This is a genomic window from Pseudoalteromonas sp. MMG012 (assembly GCF_018100875.1).
Taxonomy (GTDB): domain Bacteria; phylum Pseudomonadota; class Gammaproteobacteria; order Enterobacterales; family Alteromonadaceae; genus Pseudoalteromonas; species Pseudoalteromonas aurantia.
The window spans coordinates 1-21,829 of the sequence record NZ_JAGJEF010000078.1; the positions used below are offsets into that span (position 1 = coordinate 1).

The following is a 21,829-nucleotide window of genomic DNA, read 5'->3' on the forward strand; positions in this document are numbered from 1 at the left end:
GTTAGTAACAGTTTGCTCAGTGTCACTGCATTCCACATTTTAGCAAACTGTTACTCACCGCTTATTGAAGCGTTAGCCCATAGAATTTTTATGCGAAATTCACCTAATACAGCCGACGACCTAAAACGTTTTTGTCCAAAAACGAGTTTGCTGGCCGTCTGCTTCGCGCTCATAGCAGCCAGTAAGGTGCTTTAGATAAAGCGAGGTGAATTGGTGTCAGCCATTAGGTGTAATACAGTGATACACCCGTTTCAATTCTTCGCTCAGGCTCTGAATGTGTAATTTACAGGTGGCTTTATCTTGTTCTTGTGAAGAGTTTTCAAGGGTTTGTAAATGATGAGCGCAAATTTCGGCGCCGACGGCTTTGGCCGAGGTTTTCAAAAAATGCGCTTCTTCTTTTATTTTTGCCAGTTGCTCGGTACGATAAAATGTGGCGATATGTTGTAAGCTTTGTTTTGCTTGTAATAAAAATTGTTGTTGAAAGCGCATAATTTCATTGTGGTCATTGCCTATAAGGTCAATCATTACTTGTTGATTTATGGTTTGTAACTCACCTACTTCACGCTCCTTCATACCACCTCCCAATTACATTTTTAAATTTGGCTAAGGTAATCGGTTTACTAATAAAGTCAGACATGCCTTTAGATAAACAATAGTCCCTGTCGCCCTTCATCGCAGCTCCTGTCACCGCTATTATAGGAATGTGTGGTTTGTCTAAATTATTCTCTATTTCACGGATCTGCTGTGTCATCTCATAGCCATCCATTTCAGGCATATGGCAGTCAGTTAAAATCAAGGTATACGCTTTATTTTGCCATTGCTTTAAACCTAAAACCCCATTTTCAGCGATATCACATTGATAGCCTAGTTTATTGAGTTGTTTGGTCATTAGGTTCTGGTTAAAGGGGTTATCTTCGACCAGTAAAATGGTAGGGTTATCATGTTTATTGGCGTCAGCTGTGGCATAACGCGAAGAGGTGTCACAGACCTGAATAAGTGGCGTGTCAATATCTGCACTTTGATTATGCAAGGAGGGATCACAGACAAGGTTCAGGTCAAAATCTGTTGTCTTAAGACTGTAAGTTGAGTCATTACGAGTATGTAGCAGTCGGCTCAAAAGTTTTTGTATAGAAAATAGTGTCTGTGTACTCAAAAACTCAGTAGGAGTGCCTTTAACTAATTGTTTAAGCTGTGTTATGTCACCTTTTTCCATAAGGACGACCGCATTGTGGTCAATCGTTTTTAACATATTGTATTGTAACGAGGACTGCATGTTATCGACAGCGAGTATATAAGTACTGAGCTTATCTAATTGGGGTAAGGCATCCCAATCAATCACATGAACTTCATTGCAAAACATATCAACTATTTTGATAAGTTGTTGTATATTTTGTGCCGTTGAATTTGAGCAAATGAGGGTGATAACCGAAAAAAGCGTATCTACTTTACGAGGCTCGAATTGCCAAGTCGGTATGCGTACTGTAAATGTGCTGCCTATATTCAATTCGCTGTGTAGATTTAATTGACCACCCATCAAATCAATCAACCTGCCACATATTGCAAGCCCTAACCCTGTTCCCCCAAAGCGACGAGTGGTGGTTTTGTCTCCTTGTGTAAACGGGGAAAATAATTTTTTTTGTGTGTCTTTATCAATACCAATGCCATTGTCTTTGACTGAAATAACGAGGGTATGGATAATTTCATTTTCAGGCTGCCAGTCAACTGAAATATCAACGGTTCCAGTGTGTGTTTCATCATTCCCGCTAAATTTGATGGCATTACTTATAAGGTTAAACAGTACTTGTCTGATCCTATTGTCGTCGTTGTGTATTGTTAAAGGGAGGGTATGTGATTCAAATACGGACAAATTAACCCCTTTACTGCGCGCAATGGGGCCAAACACAACCAAAATGTTATAGAGTAACTCTGAAAAGTCGAAGCTAATACAATCAAGCTCTAACTTGCCAGCTTCTATTTTCGTAATGTCTAAAATATCATTGAGTATTGCTACGAGGCTATTGGCTGAAATTGATGCCGTATCTAACAACTCTTGTTCTTCAAAACTATTTTGTTGGAGGGTAAGTAAGTCAAGTGCATCGATAATGACATTCATCGGTGTACGTAGCTCGTGGCTCATCATTGAAAGGAAATCCGATTTAGACTTGTTTGCTGTTTCAGCATGTTCAAGTGCTTTATTTAATTCCGTGGTTCTAGCTCGAACTTTTTCCTCTAAACTTAAGTTTATTTCTTGTAGCTGTGCTTTGGTTTTATAGGCAGCTGTTTGGTCAATGACAACGCCATCCATACGAGTACTTTCGAGTTGGTCATTTTTATTTACAAGGCCTTTTACCAAAACATGAATAATATTGTTTGAAGGTTGAATATATCGACATTCTTGCTCAAACTCATGTCCGGTATCAAGTGCGTGTCTGAAGGCTTTAAATACATTCGAGGTGTCTTGTGGGTGAATGTTCTCAACCAGCTTGTTATTTTGCTATCTTCAGTTAGGTCCATTTGAAAAATTGCATTGGCTTGTTTATCCCACTCCCATTCCCAATGGCCATTGCGTTTTACGCTGCTCCAATTACCGATTTTACCCGCTTCTAAAGCAATGCGGCGATTTTCATTGGCCTCAGACAATGCTTTTGTCATTTGTTTTTCTTGGCTGCACTCCTGTAACGTACCATACCAGTATTTTTTATAATTATTGGGCTGGTTTGCAAGGAGTTGATACCAATGTAGGTGGCCATGTATGGTCATTCTGAATTCAAGACTTAAGGGTACATTTGCGATGGAATTAGTGAAAAATGACTTTAAGGTAAGTTGATCTTCTGGGTGGATCAAAGAAACAAATCGATCCCAAGATAAGCCTTGCGCGCGCGATTTTTTAATAAGCTGATAAAAACTGTCTGAGAAATAAACATTGTTGAGTGAGTTATCAACTCGCCAAATCCCTATTTTGGCACAGGAAATTGCGGTATCAAGAATATAACTTGAGTTAGGTGTTAACGGTGTAATGGCATAGGTTTGATTACAAGTGATGAGTATGTCGTAATGATTGGGTTTTGTTTTATAGCAGTGTAATGTATAAGGAAATCTATTTTTAAAATACGCAGTAATACTTTTTGACTCATTCATTTTAATGCACTGATAAGAAACGTGCTGTGTGAATGCAAAGAGTGATGCTAAAGGTTTCCCAAGGAGTTCATTTATTGTGACGTTGAGTAGCTCACACGCGGGATTGTTCGCAGCGCAAACTTCTCCATTTTCAGTGACCTCTAAAAGAGGTAGCGCATCCAGTAATGAACTCATCTGTCTATCCTTGCTATTAACTGGCTAAGGCTCGCTTTGCTTTTTCGACGGTTTTTAATATTGAGTGCTTAGTAGATGGCTTTGCAATATATGCTGTTAATCCAAGTGTTGCCCACTTTCGAATTAACTCTTTGTTTTTATTACTTGTAAGCGCAACAATTGGTAAATTTTTACAGTGGTTAATATTACGAATGTTTCTGGTAGTATTATATCCATCAAGCTCTGGCATAAATAAATCCATGAAGATCATATCGTATTTTTGTTTTTTGAGCTTTTTAATTGCCACTAAGCCACTTGATACCGCTTCTACATTATGTCCTTCGTCAATCAGGATTTTACTGATCATTTCACGATAAATTTCATTGTCTTCAACGACCATGATTTTGATATTACGATTGGTCAGTGCAATTACTTTGTCGGAAGAGCCTTCAGCTGCATATTCAGTTGCTGAGTGGGTGGTTTCAGGCAACGATTTTTCAATTAATAGTGCTGACAACTAAGCCAAAGTGATTTGCTTGTTTTTTAAGTTGTTAGTAAGTTCTTCGATGCTCATAGCGAGTTTTTTTTCGAGCTGGTCTAGCAAGGGATCAATATGCTGTGCCCTGAGTTCTTTCATTAATGCCGTTTGGATATCATTAACCCCCTTGGCTTGTTCTAAATTTTTTCGTGCGTTTGTTAAAGTTTGCTGAGCGTCAACATGATAAACAGCTGCATCATCAATCAGCTGTTTGAGACTTTCATCAATTTTACCAAAGTGCTCTTCTCGTATGTGTGTGGTGTCGTGTGCATTTTTACAGCGTAATAACGCATTATGTAATATCATGCGCAATCGATAGTTTTCATACATAGGTTTATAAACGAAATAGTCGCTGAAGACGTGCTTCATACAGCAGCGAAATCCAACGCCTGATTCCTTGTTTTCACACAGCAATATATTTTCATGGGGGTAATCAAGAAAACCAAGTTGTGCTAACTGCCGATACAGTTCAATACTAGCACTGACAGAAGGTATCGCGATAATGATGACAAGGGGGGGAGACTCAAGTAACACTTCTTTTATGTCATGCATTTTTGTGAGTACGCGAAAAGCACTGACTTGCGAACTAATGATATCACTGACCCCACTGAGTTCTTCAACTTTGTTGCACAATAATACGACTTTAGGGTGGCGTTCGATATGTTCAATTTCTTTTCGAGCCATGGCTACGTCCATTCATGAATTTTTCATTACTAACATGGGTTATCTATATCTAAGTCGCATTAACATACGATAGGAGTAGGACATTATTACTACATCCTTTTTTACTATAGTAAGGTTATTCAGCGACGCAACCTGCATTAAAAAGTAATTATTTTAGCTATAATTGGGTACAAATATATGGCTGTATTTATATATTTGCTGTTTTACATGGAAATAGAAATGGGTAAATAGTGAGGTTTTTAATGCGTCATAAGTAAATTCAGGCTACAATTGCGACTGTATATCATTACCCTTGCGGTAGCATTTCATCAGTTTAAGGTTTCCAACTTCTTCAATGACGGACATAACAACACATCGTGCTTCTCGAGCTCGATTATTAATTGCTTTGGCAATTACTTGCACATTTATGGTTATTCAATTAATCGGTGCCTACTTCTCGAATTCACTTGCTGTTGCAGCCGATGCAGGTCACTTATTTGTTCATAACAGTAGCTTATTCATTGCTTTAATCGCTTCTACATTGGCTATTCATTTGGCCAAAACATTCAATGATGGGTATAAAAAAACCGAATATGTAGGGGGGCTAATTAATGGCTCTCTTTATTTAATCATTTCATTGGTTATTTTGTTTGAGGGCTCAGAGCGATTTTTAGAGCACAGCCAAGGGCATGATTTTGAAGTGAATACTTATTTGATGTCAGTGGTGTCTGCGATTGGGTTTTTATTTCATGGTGCATCAGCCTGGGTGTTATACAAAGGTAGAAAAGACAGCATTAATGTATATGCTGTTTTTTTACATTCATTTTTTGATCTTCTGTCAACGATATCAACGTTTGCAGCAGGTATTTTGATCTATGTCACGGGCTATGAGGTGATTGACATTATTTCTAGTATGTTGATCTCTATGTTTGTTTTGTTTACTGGTGTGAAAGTCATTCGTAGTTGTGTTATTGGGTTGTTTTTTACGTCAGTGAAATTACCAAAAATTCAGCAAATTGAAAGTGAAATTCTACGAACAGAGCATGTTGAAAGTGTTCACAATATCGCTATCAGTGAGCTAGATGGTAAGTTGGCTGTTGGTGCGCATATTGTTTTAAAACATCATTGTACAATAGATAATCATGACGAGTCATGTCGATCTCAAGTTGAGTTACTTTTGCAAAAAACGTTTGGTGTTTCTAGCTGCGTTTTGCAAATAGAAAGTCATGATTGTCCTGAACATTAAATGTACGCTAATAAAATTGCGTAGTTACAGTATATAACTTGGCAAAATGGTGTTTTTCTTTTACCTTTAAGAGACTTAAGCTAAGAGACATGCCATTGCTCGCATTGAATAACAAATACAAGCCGATTATACTCACGCTAGCTCTGGCGACTATTGGCGGGTTTGTCAATCTATTACCCATTTGGTTTTTAGATAGTTCAGAGTTCTTGTTTGGCCAACTATTTGTATTAAGTTGTTTGGTTTTATTTGGTTGGCAATATGCCGTACTCGCCATTGCTATTACCGGTAGCTTTATTTTTTATAGATGGGGGCATAGCTGGCCCTCCGTGGTATTTTTATTAGAAATACTCTGGCTACAGTTATTTTGTGTACGTCCGAAAAAACCATTTTTTACTCGAGGACTGAGTTTTTGGTTTGTGATCGGCCTGCCATTGTTATTTATTTTTGGCTTTTATGTATTACAACTCCCTTTATTAGTGATATTTACTGCGTTAGCAAAGTATTTTATTAACGCGACACTGTACCTTGCCGTCATCGATTTACTGAGCTTTTTTCTTATAAGAGCGTTATGGCGTGCCCAACCTCTCTATTCAATACTTAATTACACGATCAGTTTGTTAGTTGTGTTGGTGGTTTTGATCACATCAATTATTTTAACCAATAATCATTACAGTAGAATAGAGTTTGAGGTGCAAGCCCAGCTTGGTGAAGCGTCTGAAACAATCAATAAGCAAGTTGAAGACTATTTACAAAGTTATACCAGAGCAATTTCAATGACGGCTCGAGGAATTGCACACGGTATTGACAAAGATTTTGCATTGGAGCGTTTAATATCGATGCACTCAGGGCTTCGCACAGCCATTGTTTCAGATGAAAAAGCATTTGTATCACATTATTATCCCGCGGCATTAAAAGAAAGTTTAGTTGGTGATATACCCTCAATTGCTGACCGAGATTATTTTATACAAGCCCCATTTCATCCTGACGGCTACATTTCTTATATTTTCCGTGGCCGTGGCTTTGGTGATGATCCCATTGTAGCAATTTCAGCACCAATTTTTGAGGGGGAAGAGTTTAAAGGGGTTGTGGAAGGCTCATTGATTTTTGAATCGCTTGAACAGTTTATTCCCAAACTGCTGTCTCAAAAAGGGGAGTTAATTGTACTTGATGGCCGTCACCAAGTGGTGTATAGCTCTTTGAAAAGTGATTTCAATACGTTAGATTTGGTGCCAAAAGATGTGCTTAATGGCTGGTTATCAAAAGACCAGCAATTGTTTACAACCAAGCATGGGCAGGTATTTTATCGTCAGGCATTTAAATCGAAAGCCTTAAGCTGGACTGTAGTCACAATGCTTGAGCGCAAGCATGTTAATTTGGCAGCAGCTGCAGCGTGGGGACAATCCCTGTTGTTAGCTGTTTTTATTATTGTTTTGAGCAGTGTTTTTGTGAGTCAATTAACCCGAATGCTGGTTAAACCGATTGCAGCGCTCAGTGATGACATTCATAAATTTGAACCAGATAAGCTAATAGAGGACTCTTCTCAGTCAGATACCAGCTGTTTGGAGGTGATTGCATTACAACAACAATTTAATCAACTTGCGTTTAAACTCACGATGAACTTTTCTAAGTTGCAAATGGCCAGTGGAGAAAATGAGGCACTTAACAAGAGGTTAACTGATTTTAATTCAAAGCTTGAGCAACAAGTTGATGAAAAAACGCAAGAACTTATTGCTGCTGTTGCGGCGGCAAATAATGCCAGCAAAGCAAAGAGTCAATTTTTGGCTAATATGAGTCATGAAATTCGAACGCCTCTCAACGGTATTATAGGTTTAACCGGCTTATTAAAGGAGCAATTGGAAGAGGATGAAGAATCCGCACATCAACTAGAAATTATTCAAACATCAGCGCGTAATTTATTACTTATCCTAAATGATATTTTGGATTATTCGAAAATTGAAGCCGGTGCATTATCTTTGGATTTGCATGCAACAGATCCATTTCGTATGTTTGATAGCTTAGCTGCCGTTTTTAGGCAAACAGGATTAAAGTCAGGCGTGACATTTGAGTATTCAATAGATGCAAAATTGCCGGAATATATCCTTATTGATTCGTTACGAGCGACGCAAGTGATTAATAATTTACTGAGTAATGCGGGGAAATTTACGGAGCAGGGGAGTGTCACGTTAAAGGTTGAGTTTATCGAAGATCATATTGAAGTTTGTGTGAGTGACACGGGGATTGGCATTTCAGATGCTCAACAAGAAATTTTATTTCAAGAGTTTACGCAAGCAGATGTGTCTACAACGAGAAAGTATGGGGGGACTGGATTGGGTTTAACCATAACAAAGCGTTTAGTAGAAGCAATGGCCGGATCATTATCATTAGAAAGTAAGGTTGGGAAGGGCAGTCGATTTAAAGTGAGATTACCAGCAACAGCAACAAACTCAGATATAGCAACTCATGCATTTAAAAAAATACCTGATCTTGCTGGGGTTGAAGTGCTATTAGTGGAAGATAATATGGTCAATCAAATTGTTGCATCGAAAATTTTAAGTAAAACAAATTGCACTTTACATAAGGCCGTTGATGGTATTGAAGCGTTAAAACACCTTGAGCACCATGCCACAGCTTTAGTATTGATGGATTGCCAAATGCCCAATATGGATGGCTTCGATTGCACACATCATATTAAGCATGCGCCTGACAAGTATGGCACGCCGTATATTATTGCCATTACTGCAAATGCATATAATGAAGATAGATTGAAATGCTTACAATATGGAATGGACGACTTCGTCGCCAAGCCAATCGACGAAGAGTTACTGTTTAAAGCCATTGCACATTGGTATAGGGTGTAATTAAGCTTAATAATTCGGATTTTACGGCTATTTGCGGTAATTAAAAAGCGGCTAGTTTCTCAATGAGCAGAGGAACTTATGTTACCCGACCTTATTATAATAGCAATAATTCTCATTTTTTATCTATATCGAGTTGATAACTATTTTTGTTTAGATTAAACTTAGCAGCAGTTAATGTTATTGAGATTGGTTTTCATTCATGTATATCTGCATATGCCATGGCGTCACAGACAAGAAAATAGTTCAAACCATCGAAAATGGTGCGACTAGCATGCGTGAGTTAAGCAAAGAATTGGGTGTGGGTACACAATGTGGGAAGTGTACAAACTGCACTAAAAAGATACTTAATGAGAAACTAATAGATATTGTTGATATAACCGACAAAGTCGCTTAAAACACGATCAACATTCTCATTGATTAAAAAAGGGCTTAGAAGCCCTTTTTTAATGGGTATATGACTTTTCCATTAGAGTTGAGACTGTAAATAATTCTCTATCCCTGTCACCTTAATTAAGTGTTGTTGAGTTTCAAGCCAGTCAATTTGCTCTTCTTGTTCGTTCATTATTTTATCTAACGCATCACGAGATATGTAATCTTGGTGTTGTTCTGCGAGCGCAATCGCCTGCTTTAAGTCAATGATCGATAGTTGCTCAAATGCCATGTTGGCCGCTATCATTTCTTCACTATTCTCACCAATTTTTAGTCGACCTAAATCTTGCAGGTTTGGTAATCCCTCTAAGAATAGTATTCGTTCAATTATTCGGTCTGCGTTTTTCATTTTTTGAATGGATGTTTTGTAGTCTGCTTTATCTAGTTGCATAAAACCAAAATCTTTAAACATACGCGCATGCAAAAAATACTGATTAATGCCAACAAGTTCATTTGCGAGCACCTTATTTAAAGCAATAATAACGTCTTTATTTCCTTTCATGATAGTGCCTTACCCAATTTGAGATTGAATGTAATTTTGCGAACCAATTTTTTCCATTAAACCAAGTTGCTGTTCAAGCCAATACACATGATCTTCTTCCGTATCGAATAATAGTTTCGATAATACTTCACGAGATTGATAATCTTGTTCTTGCTCGCAAATTGCAATTGCATTTTTAACACTGGAGACGACTTCAAGCTCAAGTGTTAAATCGTTTTGCATCATTGATTTTACGTCGTGACCAATCAGTAAATCACGACGATTAGTCATATTAGGTACACCTTCGAGGAATAGTATACGCTTAATAAGCCAATCAGCGTGGGTTGTTTCCTCTTCCATTTCATGATTAAGGCGCTCATATAGTTTGCCCAGGCCCCAATCATCATACATGCGTGAATGGATAAAGTACTGATCAATTGCCGCTAACTCGTTTGCCAGAAGTGCATTAAATGCATCAATGACTTTTTGCTTACCTTGCATACTATTCACCTTCATAAATTTAATTGTCGCCAGTTTATCCAAAAACACTGCCCTGTCAATAAAAATGCTTATAAATCATTTGCTTGCAATTGGTTTTGATTCGTATTACAGTTTGTTTTTAAACAATTAGAATAGAATTATTTGCATTAAGCTTTTGTCGTTTGTTGATCAAGCCACCCGCAAATGGAGCGCTTGTGCTTAAGCCTATGCTTTTTTCTTGAGTTAGGGGGCGTAGTTGGGTATGTTACTGTTTAACACCCTCATTTTTTGGTTTCTATGTATAAATCATTTATTTTAGTCTTGTTGTTACTATGCCAGCCTTTGCTGGATAGTTTCGATGTAGCTAAAAACAATGATGCTTTTCATTTGACAACACACCTGCTTGATGCGACTCAAATTTTAGAAGCGCACTGTCAGGCTTCCGATGATCATGAACGCCATAAAATACAACATGACAATTTAAGTGCACAGTTATCAGAAGCCGCAAATGATGCCCATTGTCATGTGTGCCATTTGAGCCATGATTTATGGATGGGGGCTTTAACAAATAACACCGGTTATAAGTCTGTACATCATCATCATACACAACATGTGTTTATAAATGCCCAATACAAAGTCCCGCTTCGACCTCCTCTAGCTTAGTAATTAAATCAAACTGTTCCTTTTTTAATTACTGAGAATCAAAATATGAAAAAAATTAATTTTATAGACATTAAGTCTATGGGTTTGAATGTGCGTGTATATGCATTAGCACTGATGTTTACTTTGCCGGTTAAGGCGAGTGAGAACGATCATGATCACGTAGACAACAGCGGTATTGAATTAACGACGCGTCAACAAGCCAATAGTGGGGTCGAAGTGAGTACAGTGGTGCTCAGTTACAACAAAGTTGTTGCTGTAGCGCCTGCTGAGGTGATTAATAATGATTTCACAACTGAGCTGGTGAGCATTGCAGTGCCTTCACAGGTTAAAAAACGTTATGTGAGCTTGGGTGAAAAAGTCAAAAGTCAGCAAAAGTTAGCCACTTTATATAGCTATGAGGTCGCAAAAGCACAGATCCGCTACCGATTGGCAGAAGATGAGTGGCAGCGAGTAACGAAACTCAAAGGTGAAGCTGTGAGTGAAAAGGCATACTTGCTAGGGAAAGCTGAGCGAGAGGCCGCCGCAAGTCAGTTAAGAGATTATGGTTTTAATGAATCAGATATTATTAATACTCAAAAAAAACATGCCAAGCAACTGGGGCTTTACAATATTTATGCACAACTTGATGGCACCATACTACAAGAGCAATTAACCCTAGGGCGCCGCTTTTCTGGTGGAGAAGTTATTGCGAAAATAAGTAATGAAGCGCAAGTCTGGGTTCAAGCAAAGCTGTCGCAAGATCAAGATTTGGAAATATACCTTAATTCTAAAATCAGTATATTACATGCCGGCCAACGATTTATGGCTCGTTTGCTTCAGGCCGGACATAGTATAGACCCAAAAACTAGAACAGCCCTTATTCGCGTTGTTGTAAACAACCCTAACCACATGCTTCACGCAGGTATGTTTGTAAAAACGGAGTTTGTGACAGCTGGAACTGAACCTCAATTATTAATTTCTAGGGGGGCTCTGAGTCAAAGTGCTGATGGTGATTGGCAAGTTTTTATTGAATCAGAACCAGGACATTATGTCGTCAAAGAAATAAAAATAACGAAAGATTATGGTGACCAAGTCGAAGTAACCGGCTTGATGGTGGGTGAGCAGTTGGTGACTGGAGGTGTATTTTTCTTAAATGCACAAGCGGCGAAATCTAACTTTGATGTTCACAACCATTAGGAGAGGGCAATGCTTAATCGATTAGTGTCAGTTGTTATTGAACAACGTGTATTCGTGATCGGTGTGTTTATCACCGTTTTAGTACTTAGTGTATTTCAAGCAAATAAATTAAATCTTGATGCCTTTCCTGATGTGACTAATGTACAAGTAGCCGTTAATACGCAAGCACCAGGCCTTGGTGCTGAAGAAGTCGAGAAATTAATAACGTATCCCATCGAAGCGGTGATGTACGCGCTTCCTGATGTTGAGCAAGTTCGTTCGATTTCAAAAACAGGCTTAAGTGGGATTACCGTTGTTTTCAAAGAAGGGGTTGATATTTATTTTGCTCGGCAACTTGTATTTGAACGATTACAAGAAGCCAAAAACTTAATTCCAGATGGCATAGGCACACCTCAAATGGGTCCTAATACATCTGGGTTAGGGCAAATATTTCAGTATGTTTTGAAAACATCACCGGATTCAGATATTGACTTAATGACCCTGCGCAGCTTGAATGACTGGTTAGTGAAACGGTTGTTGATGCCTATCGATGGCGTGACAGATGTGTTGTCATTTGGTGGGCAGGTCAAGCAGTATCAAGTACACGTATCAGGAGATAAACTGTTGTCTTATGGGCTTTCTTTACAGCAACTGATGACCGCTTTATCGGATAATAACCAAAATGCTGGCGGTTGGTACCTCCCAAAAGGGGCTGAGCAGGTTACGATAAGAGGGAGTGGGTGGTTTGATAGTGACACACAAGGGCTTGAACAAATTGCGGAAGTACCCGTTAAAGTCGTTGATGGTACTGTGGTTAAAATATCTGATGTCGGGACGGTAAAGCTTGGCGCGGAAATTCGCCAAGGTGCTGTTTCCATGTCATCGAAGAATAGAGATGGGTCAATTGAGCGCCATGGGGAAGTGATCAGCGGTATTGTTTTAAAACGGATAGGCGCCAATACATCAGAAACAATCAATAGTGTCAACGACCTGATCCCGAAAATAAACCAAGCCCTTCCAGCTGGTGTAACACTGATACCGGTATATAACCAAGCAGAATTGGTGAATGCAGCAGTATCAACCATAACACAAGCATTAATAAGTGCTTTTGTAATGATCGTGATTGTACTTTTCCTATTTATGCTCGACGTGACGGTCACTTTTTTAGTGTTATTGGCGATCCCTATTTCAATTGCAGTTGCTTTGATGTTGTTAAGTCTGTTTGGTATATCAGCCAATTTAATGTCATTGGGCGGGCTAGCGGTTGCAATTGGTATGTTAGTTGATGGGTCTGTGGTTATGGTTGAACGTTTGTTTCATCAAGCGCAATTAGGCAAAGTCGGGTTTATTGAAAATTTAAAAGCAGGTGCGCAACAAGTTACGAAACCTATTTTACTGGCAACGAGTATTATTATTGTGGTGTTTCTGCCGTTGTTTAGTTTTGAGGGAGTAGAAGCAAAACTATTTGAGCCCATGGCCATGAGTATTATATTTGCGTTGATTTCAGCTTTGTTCGTTGCGTTATTATTATTGCCAGCATTGTCTTCATTTTTATTGAGGAACAAAGAGAAGCCCCGTAAAAACCATCTGTTATTGAAGTTGGCAAACATTTACCAGTCTAGTTTAATATGGGCGTTTAATCATGTAGGCGTAATGTGCGTACTTGTGGCGATAGCATCAGGTGCGGCATTGTATTCGTTTAAGCAATTAGGCAGTGAGTTTATTCCTACCTTGGAAGAGGGGACATTAAACTTGCGGGTAACGCTTGCGCCATCGGCTAGCCTTGAAACGTCTTTAGAATTAGCCCCAAAGATTGAGCAACAGTTATTAACGTTTCCAGAAATAACTTATGCACTTAGTCGAGTAGGGAGGCCTGAATTGGGGGGGGATCCTGAGCCAGTAAATAATATTGAAATATATATCGGCCTGAAACCAACATCACAGCGACAGGGCGGACGAACTCGCGTTGAACTTGAGAAAGCCATTTCAAAGAACTTAGCTCAGTTTCCAGGCGTTTTGTTTACATTTTCACAACCAATAGCGACAAGGGTTGATGAGCTCTTATCTGGCGTTAAGGCTCAGTTGTCAATCAAATTAAGTGGCCCTGAATTGACTGTATTAACGGAGCAAGCTGAAGTAATTTCACAAGCAATAGCAGCAGTAGAAGGCACGGTGGATGTGGCGGCAGAACAACTAGGAGGTGAGCTGCAATTAATGATAACGCCAAATCGTACGGCATTGTCGCGTTATGGTATGTCAGTAAAAGACGTCATGTCAGTGGTATCACAAGGGATCGGAGGCGCCCGAGCAGGTCAGGTAATTGTTGCCAACGAGCGTTATGACATTCAAGTACGTTTAAACGCTAATGAACGTAATAGCCTTACGGCGATCAGAAACATTCCTGTGTTATCTGAGACCGGTGCGTGGCTTACGTTATCACAAGTGGCCAATATTGGATATCAACAAGGTCCCGCTCAAATCCGAAGAGATGACGTGCAAAGGCGCATTGTTATTCAAGCGAATGTGTCAGGTCGAGACATGGGGGGGGTGGTCAGTGATATTCAACGAAAATTGAATGAGGTGCCTTTACCGTCGGGGTATAGTTTGAAGATTGGCGGGCAATTTGAAAGTCAGCAGCGTGCTAATTTACGTTTGTTGTTTGTGATCCCCATGGCACTAGTTGGCGTTATGGTTTTGTTATATTTAGCTTTTAATTCAATTAAGCAAACATTGATTGTAACTTGTGCAATTCCCTTATCTCTTATTGGTGGCGTGATTGCATTGTATAGTTCGGGGCTCTATTTATCGGTGGCCAGTGCTGTTGGGTTTATTACATTGTTTGGTGTTGCTGTATTGAATGGGGTCGTTTTGGTCGATAGCATTAATCAACAGCGGCATACTCATAGTTTGCAATCTGCGGTGCTGATAGGGGCTCAGTCTAGGCTAACCCCTGTTTTGATGACTGCGATTACCTCTGTATTAGGGTTGTTACCGATGCTGTTGGTTTCAACCACTGGCGCTGAAATACAAAAGCCTTTAGCGACGGTCATCATTGGAGGGATTTTTTCGGCCACTATACTGACATTATACATTTTGCCCACATTGTATTTTAGATCTTATAAGTAACCGTTTTGCGCACAATGAATCTTTATTGTGCGCAATAACACTAATGACAATATAAATAAAAATCATTTGCAATAACTTTTGTAAAGTGTATATTCGCTACACCTCATACCCATTGTGTAAGTTTAGCGAAGTCATGTATTGAATGTGTGATAGCTTTACAACGCGTGGCACTGTTATTGGAATGTAATCTATGTCATTAGCTGAACAACTTAAAAAACACCCTCAAAATTATGTAGATATGGCGTTAAGTCCATGGCAAAGCAACATTATGGCCGGAAATCATGCGTTTGAGCGCGGCGCATTTTTAGAAGCTCGAGATAAATATGTTGCAGCTTGGACTTTAGCAACCCACTTACTTGAGCAATTTTGTAAAGTACAAGTAGATAGAAATGTATGCGGTGCAATTGAGCACTGTTGCCCAGCCGTTGTGGTCGCTGCACATAATCTGGCTGATTGTTATTTGGCAATGGGAAGGCCTGCACAAGCATGCCATAAATTATGTGATGCGCATGAGTTGGTATCGCAGTTGAGGCAACATCCAGATGAAAATATTGCAAAAATAGCTTGTCACCATATAAATAAAACCCGACAAGAGTTACTGCACTTTGCCAGTCATCACCCCCATTTTCCAGAGTTGATTGTACAGGTTAATAGCAGTATTAACGTCCCAATCAATAGTTCAATTACCCTACATTAGTAAAATAAACGAGGAATAATCATGGCTTTTACTCTACCGGCATTGCCATACGCTTATGATGCATTAGAGCCACATATTGATGCAAAAACAATGGAAATCCACCATACTCTGCATCACCAAACTTATATTAACAAAGCAAATGCTGCGCTGGAAGGCACAGAGTTCGCAGATAAACCAACACAATGGTTACTAAACAACATTTCGACACTACCTGAGTTATTGCAAAAGGCCGTCCAAGAGCACGTTGGCGGGCATAACAATCATAGTTTATTTTGGCAAGTAATGAGTCCTACAGGTGGTGTATTACAAGCGGGTGAATTAGCAAAGGCGATTGATCAAAAGTTTGGTAGTTTTGATACATTTAAAGAGCAATTTACGGCAGCAGCGGTGAGTAGGTTTGGGAGCGGCTGGGCATGGTTAGTGGTTGACGAAAATAAAGCGCTTCAAGTTACTAGTAGCTTAAACCAAGACAGTCCATTGATGGAGCAACACACACCAATATTAGGTTTGGATGTGTGGGAACATGCGTACTATCTAAAATATCAAAATCGTCGACCTGAATATATTGCGGCATTTTATAATGTAATTAATTGGACCGACGTTGAGCAACGGTACTTGGGTGCCTTGTAATAGATACACTATAAATAAACAATTGAGATAAATTGTTTGGTATTTAGTGCCATTTATGGCCATTCATAGCTTTCATATCAGTTAATATATAATCAATGATATAGATATGAGTGGTCACATGTATTCATCTGAAGTTTGTCAACAAGCAAGGAAAAGTCGAGATCATCGATTTGATGGGCTATTTTTTGTCGCGGTTAAAAGTACAGGTATTTACTGCCGGCCAATTTGTCCTGCACCGATGGCCCACGAAAAAAATGTCTCGTATTTTGAACATGCTTATAGTGCAGCAGCCGCGGGGTTTCGCCCCTGTATTCGTTGTCGACCAGATTCAGCACCAGGCAGTTATGCATGGCTTGGCGTAGAAACTACGGCGGTGAGAGCTAAAAAACTCATAGATGAAGGTGCGCTGAGTCATATGTCAGTTGAGGGGCTTTCGAATAGACTAGGTATATCTCAACGTTATTTAAATAAGCTTTTTAAAAGGTATTATGGCACTAGCCCAAAACAATATGTGTTGTACAAGCAATGTGATTTAGCGAAACAGCTGCTTCAACAAACACAGTTACCAATTTCCCAAATAGCGTTTGCCAGTGGCTTCAACTCATTGCGCCGTTTTAATGACGCATTTTCAAAACTATTTTCACTCAATCCCAGCCAGTTTAGAAAGGAACGCGTTATTTCCGATACGCCAATTAAGTTATTCATGGCTTTTCGCCCCCCTTACAATTGGTTCGCATTGCATCAGTTTTTTAGTGCGCGATTGATTGAACCAATAGAATGGCTAGGTGAAAGAAAGTACGGAAGAACGTACTCTTTGGGTGAGTATACGGGGGCATTTACAGCACACTTTGATGAATTGAACCATGGCTTTAATGTGGAAATTAAAATCAATGATATCCGTGGGCTTCATTTAGTTGTGGCGAACATTCGTCGCGTCTTGGATTTAGACGCAGATCCAGAGTTTATTAATCAATATCTGGAGGCGAATATACCGAGTGGCTTAATATTAGAACAAGGGCTACGTCTACCAGGGATTTGGGATGTGTTCGAAGCTGGTATTCGTGCCATTCTAGGTCAGCAAGTGAGTGTGTCAGCAGCTCGCAATTTGCTATGTATATTGGTTGAACATAAAGGTTTATCAGGTCAATCTAATGAACCGTTATTTCCAACTGCAAATGCTTTACAAAACTGTGAATTTGAGTTTTTTAAAATGCCAGGGGCAAGAAAGAGTGCTTTACGTAGTTTAGCTCAGTATTGCGTTGAGCATAAAAATAACGATGATTTAGATACATGGTTAGATATCAAAGGAGTCGGACCATGGACTGTTGATTACGTAAAAATGAGAGGACAAAGTAACCCAGATATATATCTAGGGGGAGATTTAGGTGTTAAAAAAGCTTTTGCACAGTGCGGATCATTTGATACCCAAACATGTGCACCGTTTCGCAGTTATCTGACATTCCACCTTTGGCGCACATTGTAGTTGTTATAGCCGGAAGCGTTGTATTTTTGTGTTTCAGCTAGATGACTGTTTAGTGCAACAATTTCGGCAATTTCGATGAATTTGCGTATACTAGAAAGAGGCTAACATATTTATAGGTCTTACTTTGTTATTACGTTGGTTGGTTAGTTTAGCTTTTGTGGCAGTGTCTCCATTCTCTTATGGCGTGAACTTAACGTTTTGTTATGAAGATAAGGAGCTGTCACACGCATACATGGGTAACGGACAAGCAGTTCCCAGACACAATCCCGGTGCGGCAATTGAAATATTGCGCCGAACTGATGCGCAAATCCCACAAGTCTCTTTTACTTATGTTCGTAAACCTTGGCAACGGTGTTTGCATGAACTGAAAAAGAACAAAGTCAATGCCGTAATTGCAAGTTACCGTACAGAAAGAGAAGCGTTTATGGTTTATCCATTTAACGCGGATGGTTCGGTGAATTCCACAGTGGCGATTAGCCGTTTTGGACGATGCATCGTTGGAAAAGAGGCGCTTTACCAACATATTCAAGCGCGTAACAAAGCACTCTCTTTGGCAATACCAAGTGGTTATTCAGCGGCATCAAGTATAGATACCAAACGTTTTGCTATTGTTAATACAAGTTCTCAAACAGAAGCTTATGATTTGGTTATGAAAGATGTTGTTGATGGCTCAATTGGTTTGTGTTTAATTAATGGTGAAAAAGTGAGCGCCTACCCTTATTCACAAGAGTTGGTATCCGTTTACCCACCTTTTGACATGAGCTATGGGTTTTTAACATTTTCAAAAGAGTTTTTTACACACAACAGCCATGAAATTAATTTGATTTGGTCTTTATTAGGTACTATGCCAGTCGCCGAGTTCTATATGGAGTATCTTGAAATGGATGATGACGGTATTGAGTAATATGGTTAACTCTAAGTGACGGTAAAGTCAACATAGCAAATTTGTATTTGGTTGGGTAGACTACGGCTAAATTTCTAGTGTAGAACGATTAAGAATGGCTCAACTTTATTTTTATTATTCAGCAATGAATGCGGGTAAATCTACCACTTTATTACAATCAGCATTTAACTATCGTGAAAGAGGGATGAATCCTTTTATTTTGACGGCGGCGATAGATAATCGCGCTCAAGTGGGTAAAGTCGCTTCTCGAATTGGACTACAAGCCGATGCGCATATTTACGCAAATGACACAGGTCTTAAACAATTAATCAAAACTCATCATAATGAAACTAAATTGGACTGTATTTTAGTTGATGAATGCCAATTTTTAACCAAAAAGCAAGTTGATGAATTAACTGACGTGGTTGACCAATTGGATATTCCCGTTTTATGTTACGGGTTAAGAACTGATTTTAGAAGCGAGTTGTTTGAAGGGTCACAATATTTGTTAGCTTGGGCTGATAAATTAATTGAACTGAAAACGATTTGTCATTGCGGACGCAAAGCGAACAGGGTGCTGCGTACTGATGAGCATGGCAAAGCGATTGCAGATGGAGCGCAAGTTGAAATTGGTGGAAATGACCGCTATGTTTCAGTCTGTAGACATCACTATAAAGCGGAGTTAAATCAAGTTTAGAACTTGAAAAATCACCTTATTGCGCCCAAGCTTAGTGTTAAAACTCCTTGGGCAGTTATGACAGATAGAAATAAACCTCTTGCGTTGTTTTCCAGTGAGCCTGAGCAGGCAAAGCCACAAGCAAGGCAGCCCCAAATAAGCAACCATGATCCTTGGTATGTCTTAATTGTTGATGATGATGAGTCCGTTCATCAACTCTCTAAGTTAGTGTTAAGAAGCTATAAATTTGAGCAGCGCTCCCTTCAATTAGTGCATGCTTATAGTAAAATCGAAGCACTTACTATTTTAAAAGATACACCAGATATTGCGCTGGTTTTGTTAGATGTCATAATGGAAAGTGATGAAGCTGGGCTTGAATGTGCGCAAGAAATTAGGCAAGTGTTATGTAATGAGACTGTCAGGATTGTACTTAGGACTGGGCAACCAGGTTCTATTCCTGAACATGAATTGATGCTGAAATATGATATCAATGATTATAAAACGAAGACTGAGTTAACAAAAGAACGACTTTATACTGTTATTACCGCGTCTTTAAGATCATATGAACACCTAGTTAAACTCGCCAATATGGCCAAGAGGCTGTCGTCGTTTAATGAAGAACTGGAGCAATGTGTAGCCGAGCGCACTTATGAACTTGAGCAACGAAACATAGCGCTTGAATTGGCAAAACAAAAAATAGATGCGCAACAACAAGTGTTAGTGCAACAAGAAAAACTGGCATCCGTCGGGCAACTCGCTGCCGGCATTGCCCATGAAATTAACAATCCTTTGAGTGCCATTAGTAGTAATAACGAATTTATCTCTGAACATTTTACTAAGTTAAATGATGCTTGGGCGCGATTATGTATGGTGACGAGTGAGCATAATGAATTGGCAGAACTTGTTAAAGAAATAGAAGGGCAATTTGATTTACCTTGGATTCAAACTGAAAGTAAGGATTTGGTTAATGAAACAAAGCAAGGTTTAACGCGTATTGCACATATAGTTAGAGATTTGAGTGTTTTTACCAATTCAAGTCAACAAGTGAGCTCCGGTAATTGTATCCAAGATATTCTTGATGCTGTCATTATTAACTTAAATTTAGAACCTTCATCCTCTTTTGAGTTGATGGTAGAGTGCAAAGATTCGTTTAGTGCCGCTGCTGATTTATTAGGCCAAGCCATTGGCTGTATATTGATAAATGCTTTGGAAGCACAGTGTGATGTGAATCATACCGTTCATGTTAAAGCGATACGCCGAGATGCCTTTTTAGAGATAATGGTGATAGATTCAGGATGCGGTATTAGTACTGAGCATATTCACCAAATATTCGACCCGTTTTATACATCAAAGCCGATTGGTTCAGCGACTGGTTTAGGGTTAACTATCGCAAATTCAATAGTTAAAAGTCACAATGGCACAATTCATGTTGAAAGTGAATTTGGCTTTGGTAGTACGTTTATTGTCACATTACCGTTTTGGTAAATGCAGCTTAGCGCTCGCTTATCTCGCTATATTTTTTCAAAAAGTGTCGTCTTTTTTTATACGCCTCCGTCTTAAAGATGTAAAGACACTGAAATTACTTTAGAGGTAAAGCATGATTAAATTAGTGAGTTTTAAAATATGTCCTTTTGTTCAAAGAGTCACTGCGGCGTTAGAGGCCAAAAATGTTTCTTATGAGATCCAATATATAAACCTTCAAGATAAGCCAGACTGGTTTTTGAATATTTCGCCTAATGGACAAGTTCCGGTCATGATAAGTGAAAATGGAATCACGATATTTGAATCGGATGCTATCGTTGAATATATTGAAGATGAATATGGCCCATTGGAAACGAACGTAAGTAACGAGCAACGCGCTCTGGATAGGGCATGGAGTTATTTAGGTACTAAAAACTACTTAGCACAATGTGGCACCATGAGCAGTAAAAATGAAGAAACCTTCACAATGCGTGCTGGCAAGTTAAATGAAATATTTAATAAAATAGAAGCTCAGTTGTCAGGTAAAACACAATTTTTTAAATCAGACAGTCTAAGTAATGTAGATATCGCATGGTTACCGCTTTTACACCGAGCCGCCATTGTTAAAAAATATACAGGACATGACTTTTTATGTGATTTACCAAAAGCTCAGGCATGGCAAAGTGCAGTGCTGGCGACCACGATTATGGATAATACGGTCTCAGATGACTTTGAATTACAATTTAAAGACTTTTATCTGACAAATACTTATTTAGCAAACAACAGTCACGTAAATCAACCGAGTAGCAGCAATTTAAGTGCTTGTTGTTAATTGTTATAAGAGGAGTGCCGTGCGGCACTTCTGCTCACCGATATTTTACGTGATTGGAGCACAAGGAATACTTTATGAACTTAGAAGCTATTTGGGCTGATTATCAAAGTAGCGTCAAGGCGTTTTTGTACAAGCATATTTCAAACCCAAGTGATGTCGAAGACTTATTACAAGACATTCTGATCAAGACTTATCAAAACCTAGATACAGTGAAAGATACGAAAAAAGTTAAATCCT

21 protein-coding genes and 2 pseudogenes are annotated in these 21,829 nt (G+C 39.0%); 15 read left to right on the forward strand and 8 right to left on the reverse strand.

The genetic code is table 11. The features are described 5' to 3' along the window. The coding region (locus tag J8L97_RS19280; RefSeq protein ID WP_211052199.1) for a hypothetical protein at positions 1-195 on the forward strand (195 nt) is incomplete at its 5' end. A gap of 21 nt (positions 196-216) precedes the next feature. Here the strand turns inward: J8L97_RS19280 and J8L97_RS19285 are convergent. From J8L97_RS19285 to J8L97_RS23630, 6 genes and pseudogenes are all read right to left on the reverse strand, one after another. Next, positions 217-573 carry an Hpt domain-containing protein gene (locus J8L97_RS19285; RefSeq protein ID WP_211052200.1) on the reverse strand — a complete coding sequence of 119 codons (357 nt, stop codon included), beginning with the start codon at positions 571-573 and terminating at the stop codon, positions 217-219. After that, positions 560-2,305 (reverse strand): ATP-binding protein, encoded by a 1,746-nt coding sequence (locus tag J8L97_RS19290; protein ID WP_211052202.1) that lies wholly within the window; start codon positions 2,303-2,305, stop codon positions 560-562. Before J8L97_RS19290 ends, J8L97_RS19285 begins: the two co-directional genes overlap by 14 nt. A gap of 45 nt (positions 2,306-2,350) precedes the next feature. Continuing rightward, positions 2,351-2,482 (reverse strand): annotated as a pseudogene (locus J8L97_RS24110) (PAS domain-containing protein); the annotation flags it as partial. A 563-nt stretch (positions 2,483-3,045) separates the two neighbouring features. Then, positions 3,046-3,312: pseudogene (locus J8L97_RS24115) on the reverse strand (PAS domain-containing protein); the annotation flags it as partial. 16 nt (positions 3,313-3,328) lie between these two features. Continuing rightward, positions 3,329-3,808 carry a response regulator gene (locus J8L97_RS23625; protein ID WP_247688744.1) on the reverse strand — a complete coding sequence of 160 codons (480 nt, stop codon included), beginning with the start codon at positions 3,806-3,808 and terminating at the stop codon, positions 3,329-3,331. Then, the gene (locus J8L97_RS23630; RefSeq protein ID WP_247688745.1) at positions 3,809-4,513 is read right to left on the reverse strand and encodes a hypothetical protein; all 705 of its coding nucleotides are present in this window, start codon (positions 4,511-4,513) and stop codon (positions 3,809-3,811) included. It lies immediately after the preceding gene. Positions 4,514-4,847: 334 nt separating this feature from the next. Here J8L97_RS23630 and J8L97_RS19305 point away from each other — a divergent pair, with 334 nt between their 5' ends. From J8L97_RS19305 to J8L97_RS19315, 3 genes are all read left to right on the forward strand, one after another. Further along, a complete protein-coding gene (locus tag J8L97_RS19305) occupies positions 4,848-5,738 on the forward strand; it encodes a cation diffusion facilitator family transporter (protein ID WP_211052206.1) in 891 nt (296 codons plus the stop codon). Between the two features lie 89 nt (positions 5,739-5,827). Further along, positions 5,828-8,596 carry an ATP-binding protein gene (locus J8L97_RS19310; RefSeq protein ID WP_211052207.1) on the forward strand — a complete coding sequence of 923 codons (2,769 nt, stop codon included), beginning with the start codon at positions 5,828-5,830 and terminating at the stop codon, positions 8,594-8,596. A gap of 199 nt (positions 8,597-8,795) precedes the next feature. Further along, entirely contained in the window at positions 8,796-8,990 is a 195-nt protein-coding gene (locus tag J8L97_RS19315) for a bacterioferritin-associated ferredoxin (RefSeq protein ID WP_210994762.1), read from the forward strand. A gap of 72 nt (positions 8,991-9,062) precedes the next feature. Here J8L97_RS19315 and bfr (J8L97_RS19320) read toward each other — a convergent pair whose 3' ends face one another. Together bfr (J8L97_RS19320) and bfr (J8L97_RS19325) are read right to left on the reverse strand one after the other, a co-directional pair. Then, entirely contained in the window at positions 9,063-9,527 is a 465-nt protein-coding gene (gene bfr / locus J8L97_RS19320) for a bacterioferritin (RefSeq protein ID WP_211052208.1), read from the reverse strand. A gap of 9 nt (positions 9,528-9,536) precedes the next feature. Further along, positions 9,537-10,007: a bacterioferritin gene (gene bfr, locus J8L97_RS19325; RefSeq protein WP_192510020.1), complete on the reverse strand. Its 471-nt coding sequence runs from the start codon at positions 10,005-10,007 to the stop codon at positions 9,537-9,539. Positions 10,008-10,283: 276 nt separating this feature from the next. On the opposite strand from bfr (J8L97_RS19325), the gene J8L97_RS19330 reads away from it, so the two are divergent. The 11 genes from J8L97_RS19330 to J8L97_RS19380 all read left to right on the forward strand — a co-directional run. Beyond that, a complete protein-coding gene (locus tag J8L97_RS19330; RefSeq protein WP_211052209.1) occupies positions 10,284-10,649 on the forward strand; it encodes a hypothetical protein in 366 nt (121 codons plus the stop codon). Positions 10,650-10,694: 45 nt separating this feature from the next. Next, a complete protein-coding gene (locus J8L97_RS19335; protein ID WP_211052210.1) occupies positions 10,695-11,825 on the forward strand; it encodes an efflux RND transporter periplasmic adaptor subunit in 1,131 nt (376 codons plus the stop codon). 9 nt (positions 11,826-11,834) lie between these two features. Then, positions 11,835-14,930 carry an efflux RND transporter permease subunit gene (locus tag J8L97_RS19340; RefSeq protein ID WP_211052211.1) on the forward strand — a complete coding sequence of 1,032 codons (3,096 nt, stop codon included), beginning with the start codon at positions 11,835-11,837 and terminating at the stop codon, positions 14,928-14,930. Between the two features lie 190 nt (positions 14,931-15,120). Next, the gene (locus J8L97_RS19345; protein ID WP_192510024.1) at positions 15,121-15,627 is read left to right on the forward strand and encodes a hypothetical protein; all 507 of its coding nucleotides are present in this window, start codon (positions 15,121-15,123) and stop codon (positions 15,625-15,627) included. A 21-nt stretch (positions 15,628-15,648) separates the two neighbouring features. Then, positions 15,649-16,257 (forward strand): superoxide dismutase, encoded by a 609-nt coding sequence (locus tag J8L97_RS19350; RefSeq protein WP_210994768.1) that lies wholly within the window; start codon positions 15,649-15,651, stop codon positions 16,255-16,257. A gap of 118 nt (positions 16,258-16,375) precedes the next feature. Next, entirely contained in the window at positions 16,376-17,740 is a 1,365-nt protein-coding gene (locus tag J8L97_RS19355) for a DNA-3-methyladenine glycosylase 2 family protein (protein WP_210994769.1), read from the forward strand. Between the two features lie 124 nt (positions 17,741-17,864). Next, positions 17,865-18,644, forward strand: a complete 780-nt coding sequence (locus J8L97_RS19360) for an amino acid ABC transporter substrate-binding protein (protein ID WP_211052212.1) — start codon at positions 17,865-17,867, stop codon at positions 18,642-18,644. A gap of 94 nt (positions 18,645-18,738) precedes the next feature. Continuing rightward, entirely contained in the window at positions 18,739-19,320 is a 582-nt protein-coding gene (locus J8L97_RS19365) for a thymidine kinase (protein WP_210994771.1), read from the forward strand. A 57-nt stretch (positions 19,321-19,377) separates the two neighbouring features. Continuing rightward, complete coding sequence (locus tag J8L97_RS19370; RefSeq protein ID WP_211052213.1) at positions 19,378-20,784, forward strand: ATP-binding protein; 1,407 nt, start codon at positions 19,378-19,380, stop codon at positions 20,782-20,784. Between the two features lie 112 nt (positions 20,785-20,896). Further along, positions 20,897-21,592: a glutathione S-transferase family protein gene (locus J8L97_RS19375; protein ID WP_211052215.1), complete on the forward strand. Its 696-nt coding sequence runs from the start codon at positions 20,897-20,899 to the stop codon at positions 21,590-21,592. A 74-nt stretch (positions 21,593-21,666) separates the two neighbouring features. After that, the coding region (locus J8L97_RS19380) for a sigma factor (RefSeq protein ID WP_282098561.1) at positions 21,667-21,829 on the forward strand (163 nt) is incomplete at its 3' end.

Coding starts and splice junctions, on each gene's coding strand:
- J8L97_RS19285 (WP_211052200.1), bottom strand. CDS start 573: ATGAAGGAGCGTGAAGTAGGTGAGTTACAAACCATAAATCAACAAGTA.
- J8L97_RS19290 (WP_211052202.1), bottom strand. CDS start 2,305: ATGGATGGCGTTGTCATTGACCAAACAGCTGCCTATAAAACCAAAGCA.
- J8L97_RS23630 (WP_247688745.1), bottom strand. CDS start 4,513: ATGGCTCGAAAAGAAATTGAACATATCGAACGCCACCCTAAAGTCGTA.
- J8L97_RS19305 (WP_211052206.1), top strand. CDS start 4,848: ATGACGGACATAACAACACATCGTGCTTCTCGAGCTCGATTATTAATT.
- J8L97_RS19310 (WP_211052207.1), top strand. CDS start 5,828: ATGCCATTGCTCGCATTGAATAACAAATACAAGCCGATTATACTCACG.
- J8L97_RS19315 (WP_210994762.1), top strand. CDS start 8,796: ATGTATATCTGCATATGCCATGGCGTCACAGACAAGAAAATAGTTCAA.
- bfr (WP_211052208.1), bottom strand. CDS start 9,527: ATGAAAGGAAATAAAGACGTTATTATTGCTTTAAATAAGGTGCTCGCA.
- bfr (WP_192510020.1), bottom strand. CDS start 10,007: ATGCAAGGTAAGCAAAAAGTCATTGATGCATTTAATGCACTTCTGGCA.
- J8L97_RS19330 (WP_211052209.1), top strand. CDS start 10,284: ATGTATAAATCATTTATTTTAGTCTTGTTGTTACTATGCCAGCCTTTG.
- J8L97_RS19335 (WP_211052210.1), top strand. CDS start 10,695: ATGAAAAAAATTAATTTTATAGACATTAAGTCTATGGGTTTGAATGTG.
- J8L97_RS19340 (WP_211052211.1), top strand. CDS start 11,835: ATGCTTAATCGATTAGTGTCAGTTGTTATTGAACAACGTGTATTCGTG.
- J8L97_RS19345 (WP_192510024.1), top strand. CDS start 15,121: ATGTCATTAGCTGAACAACTTAAAAAACACCCTCAAAATTATGTAGAT.
- J8L97_RS19350 (WP_210994768.1), top strand. CDS start 15,649: ATGGCTTTTACTCTACCGGCATTGCCATACGCTTATGATGCATTAGAG.
- J8L97_RS19355 (WP_210994769.1), top strand. CDS start 16,376: ATGTATTCATCTGAAGTTTGTCAACAAGCAAGGAAAAGTCGAGATCAT.
- J8L97_RS19365 (WP_210994771.1), top strand. CDS start 18,739: ATGGCTCAACTTTATTTTTATTATTCAGCAATGAATGCGGGTAAATCT.
- J8L97_RS19370 (WP_211052213.1), top strand. CDS start 19,378: ATGACAGATAGAAATAAACCTCTTGCGTTGTTTTCCAGTGAGCCTGAG.
- J8L97_RS19375 (WP_211052215.1), top strand. CDS start 20,897: ATGATTAAATTAGTGAGTTTTAAAATATGTCCTTTTGTTCAAAGAGTC.